Origin of the sequence: Vibrio sp. Of7-15, assembly GCF_022347565.1 — a bacterium.
Classification (GTDB): Bacteria; Pseudomonadota; Gammaproteobacteria; order Enterobacterales; family Vibrionaceae; genus NORP241.
Genome location: NZ_JAKRGH010000052.1, coordinates 1 through 7,462, shown reverse-complemented (window position 1 = coordinate 7,462; position 7,462 = coordinate 1). Strand labels below are relative to the sequence as shown.

7 protein-coding genes are annotated in these 7,462 nt (G+C 41.8%); 1 reads left to right on the top strand and 6 read right to left on the bottom strand.

Annotated features, from left to right (window positions below):
- Positions 1 to 265 precede the first annotated feature (265 nt).
- Positions 266 to 586, top strand: coding sequence for a cupin domain-containing protein (locus MHO82_RS25275; protein WP_239189326.1), 321 nt, complete (start codon positions 266 to 268; stop codon positions 584 to 586).
- A gap of 69 nt (positions 587 to 655) precedes the next feature.
- Here the strand turns inward: MHO82_RS25275 and MHO82_RS25270 are convergent, their stop codons facing one another.
- Genes MHO82_RS25270 through MHO82_RS25245 form a run of 6 tightly spaced genes read right to left on the bottom strand, consistent with a single transcriptional unit; the run spans position 656 to position 6,571 of the window.
- Positions 656 to 2,770 carry a peptidase domain-containing ABC transporter gene (locus MHO82_RS25270; RefSeq protein ID WP_239189324.1) on the bottom strand — a complete coding sequence of 705 codons (2,115 nt, stop codon included), beginning with the start codon at positions 2,768 to 2,770 and terminating at the stop codon, positions 656 to 658.
- A 1-nt stretch (position 2,771) separates the two neighbouring features.
- Positions 2,772 to 4,013, bottom strand: coding sequence for an HlyD family efflux transporter periplasmic adaptor subunit (locus MHO82_RS25265; protein ID WP_239189322.1), 1,242 nt, complete (start codon positions 4,011 to 4,013; stop codon positions 2,772 to 2,774).
- A gap of 27 nt (positions 4,014 to 4,040) precedes the next feature.
- On the bottom strand, positions 4,041 to 5,027 hold the full coding sequence (locus MHO82_RS25260) for an MvdC/MvdD family ATP grasp protein (RefSeq protein ID WP_239189320.1): 987 nt from the start codon (positions 5,025 to 5,027) through the stop codon (positions 4,041 to 4,043).
- A 20-nt stretch (positions 5,028 to 5,047) separates the two neighbouring features.
- Positions 5,048 to 6,037 carry an MvdC/MvdD family ATP grasp protein gene (locus MHO82_RS25255; RefSeq protein WP_239189318.1) on the bottom strand — a complete coding sequence of 330 codons (990 nt, stop codon included), beginning with the start codon at positions 6,035 to 6,037 and terminating at the stop codon, positions 5,048 to 5,050.
- 57 nt (positions 6,038 to 6,094) lie between these two features.
- Positions 6,095 to 6,307, bottom strand: coding sequence for a microviridin/marinostatin family tricyclic proteinase inhibitor (locus MHO82_RS25250; protein ID WP_239189314.1), 213 nt, complete (start codon positions 6,305 to 6,307; stop codon positions 6,095 to 6,097).
- Positions 6,308 to 6,337: 30 nt separating this feature from the next.
- Positions 6,338 to 6,571: a microviridin/marinostatin family tricyclic proteinase inhibitor gene (locus MHO82_RS25245; RefSeq protein ID WP_239189311.1), complete on the bottom strand. Its 234-nt coding sequence runs from the start codon at positions 6,569 to 6,571 to the stop codon at positions 6,338 to 6,340.
- Positions 6,572 to 7,462 lie beyond the last annotated feature (891 nt).

Sequence of the window (7,462 nt, the reverse complement as noted above, 5' to 3'; positions counted from 1 at the left end):
CGGGTCAGGAAGGCCAAGGACACCGCTAGGACAGCGATGAAAAAAGGATTGAGCTTTAAGGATCAAAGCTAACTATCATGGAATGATGCAGGGAGCACCCTCAGTAGCCGGATTGCTGCGAGTAAGACTAAGGGCCCGATATGCGAAAGTGTATCGGGCTCATTCTTTTTCATGCGTTTTATTTCTCATATTTTGTCTTTCATAGCACTCATAGAAAAAATTACGGTAATCTCTGTGTACTCATTTTATATGTACAGAGATTAATATGAAGCATCGTAGTTTATTTACCGATATTCCCCCTGAATTACCTCAAGAATTTTTTGAAGACATCCTAAAAACAGACAGCTTTCGTGTGGAGCGAATTGTTTCGAAAGGGCACATTACCCCAGAAAACGAATGGTACGATCAAAAAGACAATGAGTGGGTTTTAGTTGTTGAAGGCGAAGCCACATTGTTGTTTGAGGAAGGAATGAAAACAGTACCGTTAAAAGCAGGGGATCACATTAATATTCCTGCTCATGCCCGCCATCGTGTTAGTTGGACGAAGCCCGATACGGAAACCGTGTGGCTAGCGATTTTTTATTAAAGCTGTGAAGTACTTTCGGGATAAAGAGCTAACGCACTTAGCTGGTTTATTTGGCGGTAGCTCGTTTGTTTATGCACCTTGAAGCCGCGTGAGATCAATAACTCTATCGGCACTTTTTATGGTTTCTGGGCGGTGAGCGATCATCACGCGGGTTAAAGGGAGCTGTTGAATTTGCTCGCTGATCTTACTTTCATTTTTAATGTCTAAATGGCTGGTTGCTTCGTCTAAGAATAAAATCGCGGGCCTTTGATAAAGCGCACGTGCCAACAATAAGCGCTGCGTTTGCCCCCCTGAAAAATTAGATCCCATGTCAGAGATTAAGCTGTGGTAGTTCATCGGAAGTTTTACAATATCGTCATGAATTCCAGCAAGGTAAGCACAGTGATACATGAGCTGAGTATCTGGCTCGGGATCAAAAAAGGATAAGTTATCGGCAACGCTACCTGAGAGCAGAGTGTCGTTTTGCATCACAGAAGAGATGTGGTTGCGGTATGCGATTAACCCTATGTCTTTAATGTCTTCCCCGTCGACTAAAATCCGCCCAGAAGTGGGCTGTTGTAACCCCAGCATCAGTTTTAATAACGTAGACTTTCCACCCCCTGATGGGCCGACAATAGCGACAGACTCTCTGGCATTAATAGTGAGATTAAGATTTTTTAAAATAAAGTCGTCTTGTTCGGAGTAGCGAAATGACACATTTTCTAATCGGATTTCCCCTTTTATTTGAGTCAGTGTTCTGTTTTTCTCACGATGAGGCTCTTGATCATGGAGGGCAATATCAGCAATGCGATCTAGATGCAGCCTTAGCATTTTAAATTGCACGACTTGCTCTATCAGCATCGATAAGCGATTGGTAAACTGATCTTTATATGCAATAAACGCAAATACCATTCCTATAGTCATGTCACCAGCCATGACCGCCGTCGCAGCAAGGAAGATGATGATGATATTTTCTAAACCAAATAAGAATTGATTAATGGCATCGAAGCTAATACCTAGTTTTCCGAGCTTTATGTCGGCGTTAATCACACTGCTGTAGCGGTTTTGCCATGTACTTTGTCTGATGGGCTCGGCATTAAAGAGTCGAATGGTCTGAATGCTGCGTGCGGTTTCTAAAAATTGGCTTTGTTCTTTTGCTTTGGCTTCAATAGAGGCTTCAGTTGCACGCTGTAATTGGTTATAAAGCGCCAGTCGTACCACTAAGTAAGCCAGTACCATAATAAGCACGATCCCTGTTAAAAAAGGGCTATAAGCGAGCATGACCGCCAACACAGCAATGGACATTACCCCGTCGACGAAGGTTTCCACTAACCCTGTGGTCATTCTTTCTCTCACCTGATTTAAAGAGCCAAAGCGAGACACAAGATCGCCAATATGCCGACTTTCAAAGTAACTCATGGGCAATCGAAGAAGGTGTCTGAGTAAGTTCGCGCCCATTTGTAAATTGAGTTGGCTAGAAAGGCGGAGAATCAGCCAACTTCGGATGGCTTTTGTGGTGATATTAAAAAGGAGCAACAATGAAAAGCCAAGCGCAAGCACCACCAATAAAGCATCGTCAAAACTGACTAGCACCTCATCCACAACAAGTTGTATGTAATATGGGTTTAAGAGCACGAATACTTGCAGCAAAATAGACAGGCTGACTAATGTGGCTAAAGCGGTTTTTAAACCTGTAACGCGAGTCCATAATTGGCGAATAGTCATTAACTGGCGGGCATCTTTTTTTTCAAACTCTTTGGTGGGCAGAAGTTCAATGGCGACACCGGTGTAATGATCACTCAATTCATTTAGGGTGAGGGTTTTGGTTCCAAAAGCGGGATCATTAATGGTGATGCACTTTTTCTTTACGCCTGTGAGTACCACAAAGTGATTTAAATCCCAGTGGAGAATACAAGGTAGTGTTATTTTTCCGATGTGTTCAATGGGGCATTTAAGTGCACGTGCGGCCAAATTCATTTTATCCGCTGTTTGGATCAGTTGGTGCACATTCATGCCCTTTAGGCCCGAACTATAAAATTTTCTAGCGGATGGCATGTCCAGTTTGTAGCCATGGTAGTTTGCGATCATGGCTAAAGAGGCTAACCCACATTCAGCGGCTTCAGTTTGTAAGATCGTTTTTACTCTTCGATTGCCTGAATATTCTAAAAGCTCGGTAATATGCGGTTCTGTTGCCGTGTTCTCCATACTAAATTCTTCCTAATAGTCCATATACAGGCTCTAGTATCCAGCCCATAATACTGCGGCTTTCTAGTAAAATATCAGCTTCTAATAACATGCCGTTTTTCAGTGGGATACGTGTTTGCTCAAACTCTATTTCATGTTGAGAGAGCTCGACTCGGATTCGATATACGGGTTCATTAATCGGGATAGGGTGATGGTTCATTTTTTGAAGGAGCACGGTATCTATATGAGACACTTGCCCATCTAAATAACCAAACTTTTGGTAGGGAAAAGCATCTAACCGCAGTTTGACCGCATCACCAAGCTTAACAAAACCTGCCGATCGCGTAGGTAGAAGCAGCTCGGCAATGAGCTTCGCGTTTTCGGGAATAAGGCTGACCAAGAGTTGATTATCGTTAACGGTTTCGCCATCCACCACATTAAAACCACTGACTTGCCCGTTTTCATTGGCGGTAATAATATGGTTTGCATTACTTTGTGCTTGGCTAAGTTGTTGGCGAATAGAGGATTTTTTTTGTTCTAAATCCAGTACGGTTAGCCTGTGTTGCTCTGGCAAAATGGCTAAGTCAGATTGCAGAGTATTGGCGCTTTTTTTTAGTTCCAGCTCGGTTGCTACCAGTTTTTCTTGTTGGTTTTTTACTTCAATCAAGGCTTCTTTTTGCTTTTGTAAATCCAGTGCTGGCAGATGCCCTTCTTGATATAACGTTTGATGTTGAGCCTGTCTTTCGAGTTGCAGTGTGTGCTTTTCTTCTAGGAGTTTTTTTTGTGAAGAAATAGCGCGAATTTGTACGCTTAGATCATCTAATAGCTGGTTTTGTTTGGCCACTTGTTGCTGGTGAAGAGTGTGCTGAAAAGCGATCTCTTGTTCAATAAATTGATATTGTTGCTCAAATTCCTTTACAACGGTTTGATTCAGATCCAACCCATTGGCAAGCTTATTTTTCGAGCTTATTGTGACTAATGGATCGCCTTTTTGAACAAACTCGCCTTCTTTCACATGAATACTGTCGATGACACCTTCTTTTTGAGAGTAGGATTTTATGATGCCTTTATCAGGCAAGATGTACCCTTGAGCCGTTTCTTTTCTGCTGAACTCAGCATAAGAGAGATAAAGCCCTAATAAGGTTATTGAGACGAATAAAATAGACATGATGGCGTACATAGAGAGGGGCTGAGTGAGCAGCACTTCCCCATGTAGCCTTTGCTTTTGGGCATCTATAGCGGATTGACGGTATAGTTGGCTCAAGAGTTATCCTTGTTCATTCTTGCTGGTTTATCTGCCGTGCGACAGCAAATTTTTGGCGATAGCTTGGCTGATGCCTAGTTGTTGGTATATATCCATCCAATAAAACTCACCACATGGGTTAATTTCTAAGAACTTAAATTCACCTTCAGGGGTAAGAATGAGATCGGCGGCCCCGTAGTTAAGGTTCAGCTTAGTGGCGAGCTGGATGAGCTTTTGGGTTATGTCATCAGGTAGGGTGAAAGGTTGCCATTGTTGTAAGGTGTGACTTCCTTTTTTACGCCAATCGGTTTCCATACCTTTCATGATTTCAGGGTTGATGGAGGCACAAAAGACCTGATTACCCACAACGGTAGCACGCAGTTCCACTTCTTTCTCTATATGCTGTTGGAACACCATCGGGCAGAGGTTTAGTTGCTCTAATTTATCTAAGTGCGATTCTTCAACCTTATTGGTAAATACCACTTGCTCTACATCGTCTTGCCAGATTGAAAACGCCGTTTGCATCTTGGTGATGATGTTTCCGTTGTATCGATGAAAAAAGTCTCGTACGGCACTCGGGGAGTTTGTGGTTAAGGTCGCGGGTAAATTTAACCCAACCTGCCGGGCTAATATTAGCTGGTATTCTTTATTCGATGCGTGTCTTACTTGCCAGTAATCATCCAGCTTAAAACAGGGTAAGCTGTCGAGATAACCAAGCAGTGTGCGTTTGCTTTCTTCCACCGACGGATTTTTAAATTGAGGATCCATGTCTTTAGGGAGCCCTTTTCCAGGGTAAAAGCGGCGATACCACACAGAATGGATCTCATCTGCATTGGCGGTGTGGCCTGTTTCGGTAACCAGAACGCTTGTATTTCCTGTGTTGGTTTGATGGGTTTCCACTTGTACTTCAGTTGGAAAAAGATCGGTGTTTAATCGGATGGCCTCAACACCACGAGCATTTAAATATTCGCTGACGGCTTCGATACTTCCGTTGTCTTTAGAATGGGTTATCAGGATAACTTTGTTTTTGTTCATACGACTTCCAACATTATGACTTATTGACAGTACTTGATTAGAGTAAGTGCGATTTGTTTTGAAATGGGCAATCCTAATTCCGCTTCCAGCATTCCCCACTCTCCAGCAGGGTTAACCTCTAAGAATTGATATTGGCCATGGGTATCAAGAATGAAGTCAATAGCACCGAATTTGAGGTGTAAAGCGTTCATTAGTGAGCGTATTTTTTGGGTAAGCTCATCCGGAATTTGGCAGTTGACCCACTTGGAAAGCGTCGGATCCGCTTTTCTCCAGTCGGTAAGGTGGCTCTCTGTTTTTGAATGGGCCTCTATTCCAGCAGGGAAACAATGGCCATCCACATAAGCAATGCGCAGCTCTGACTGTTTGTTAATGCGTTGCTGAAAGATCATGGGCGAATATTTTAGAGAGTCTAGATCGGCCAAATGTTCTTTCGTTACGGTAGAGGTATACACGAAGGATGAGGGTTTCCCCATTGAAACAGTAAGAGGGGTATGCATTTTGGCAATAATGTCGCCATTACATTCATCATAAAAAGTGGCGACTTGTTCGGGGATATTGCTGAATAAGGTTTTCGGTATATGTAATCCGATTGACTGAGCAACACACAGCTGCCGCCACTTGTCTTCAGCTTGCTGTTGAATTGCTGGGTGATCCAGCCAAAAGGCATTTTTTATTCCGTGCAGTAATGTTTGTTTTATGCATTCCGATTCTCGGGTTGCTTGAGAAAGAGTATCTCCTTCTAATGCGCCAGTTAGGTTACAAATACTGTTTTTTCTATGCCAAATTGCACTAACTTGTGAACCTTTTAAGCTCCATTCGTTGGTTGCTAAGGTAATTTCTTGCCCTTTTTGATTCAGATTACCTCCCATTTTTAAATGCAAAGGGTATTGATCACTATTCATTCGAACGCATGCGTGGCCATGCTCACGAAGGTGATTCATTACCCATTCAACAGGGTAGGAGTCGGCAGAATGTGTCACGCATACAATGGTGTTGTTAGAAGTTGGCATAGTTCAATCCTCGAAATATTCACCCCGAGGAGGGGTGAATAGAGCTAAGTAACGCTTTTATTTGATGTTGAAGTCTTCAAACGGAGGATAAAAACATCCCTCATCGTCATCTGAAGGTGCCTTCATGGTTACCACGGGTGGAAAAGGCTCAATTTCAAAGCCTGGTGGGAATGTTGCTAATCCACCAGAGCATTGTGTTGCTTCTTCTTCCGTTAACACATCAACTTGAGATTCAATAAAGTTATTGAAAAAAGGCGTATTCTTACTCATATCTATGTTCCTTATAGATTGTAAACTGGCTTACCATTCAACTGGTGTGATGTTGCCACCTTCGTCGTCATCAGATGGGTGCTTCATTGTGACCATCGGAGGGAAATCAATACCTTCGTCATCATCTGAAGGCGATTTCATGGTGACTAAGTCGCCCGGAGGCCAAGATTTAAAACCACCAGCACATTGATTCGCTTCTTCCGTTGTCAGCTCTTCAACTTGAGACTCAATAAAGTTATTAAAAAATGGTTTGTTTTTATTCATGTTTCCTTCCTTGAAAGTTAACTTTTAACTACGTTTAACGTAATGATCACAAAAGTAATCAGTCAGAGAGTTATCAAAAAAAACAAAAAGCTAATATATGAAGTAAGGAGTTTTAAAAGGCTTTTCGACGTAAAACACAAATAAAAATGATAATTAACATTTTAAATATGGATTCATATTTTGAGCTTAAATATTCACTGAGTGATACCAAAATCATGTCAAATTCAGTTGTTACCTTTATTTTTACTTGTTTAAAGTAGTGACTGATGGGAGTTGAATGAAAAGCGAGGATCTGAGAATGAGATCTGAAGAAAAGAACATGATTTCATAAGAAAAGCCTTATGATGAACACGCAATTCAGCTTTTAATTTGCAGTTAAGGGGGAGCACATAATCCACGAGATGACCCCATTCCTTTCCCACTATTGGTTTATTCTTATGGAATCTTTATGTCTGTATATATGATTGGAATACTCAATCTGCATCATAGATAATGGGCGACGATATCGAAAGTGCTACCCAGCGTGTAAGAGATCTCTTACAAGGCAGTAAGATAAAATAGTTTCATATTGCCTGCATTTACCATGTTTAATTTTAACTATTTGAAAATAAATAAAAATATTTAATGTAACTTTTCCTAGTTGGTTTTTGTGATCTGGCACCTATTGCTGAAAATGTCGATTCGCGTAATCTTATTGGTGTCGGAAGGATGCTGACACGGAACAGGAACTTAACCACGGATTTGGTTAGTCTCAGGATGAGGCATCGGTGATTCAGGATGAATTATCGGCACGGAGAGCAAACAGGACATTGAACGGACTCAATAGTAACTAGGATGGTTACTAGCAAGGAAGACAATGGACACCTCTAGGACAGAGGCAAGGAACGAACT

Coding starts and splice junctions, on each gene's coding strand:
- MHO82_RS25275 (WP_239189326.1), top strand. CDS start 266: ATGAAGCATCGTAGTTTATTTACCGATATTCCCCCTGAATTACCTCAA.
- MHO82_RS25270 (WP_239189324.1), bottom strand. CDS start 2,770: ATGGAGAACACGGCAACAGAACCGCATATTACCGAGCTTTTAGAATAT.
- MHO82_RS25260 (WP_239189320.1), bottom strand. CDS start 5,027: ATGAACAAAAACAAAGTTATCCTGATAACCCATTCTAAAGACAACGGA.
- MHO82_RS25255 (WP_239189318.1), bottom strand. CDS start 6,037: ATGCCAACTTCTAACAACACCATTGTATGCGTGACACATTCTGCCGAC.
- MHO82_RS25250 (WP_239189314.1), bottom strand. CDS start 6,307: ATGAGTAAGAATACGCCTTTTTTCAATAACTTTATTGAATCTCAAGTT.
- MHO82_RS25245 (WP_239189311.1), bottom strand. CDS start 6,571: ATGAATAAAAACAAACCATTTTTTAATAACTTTATTGAGTCTCAAGTT.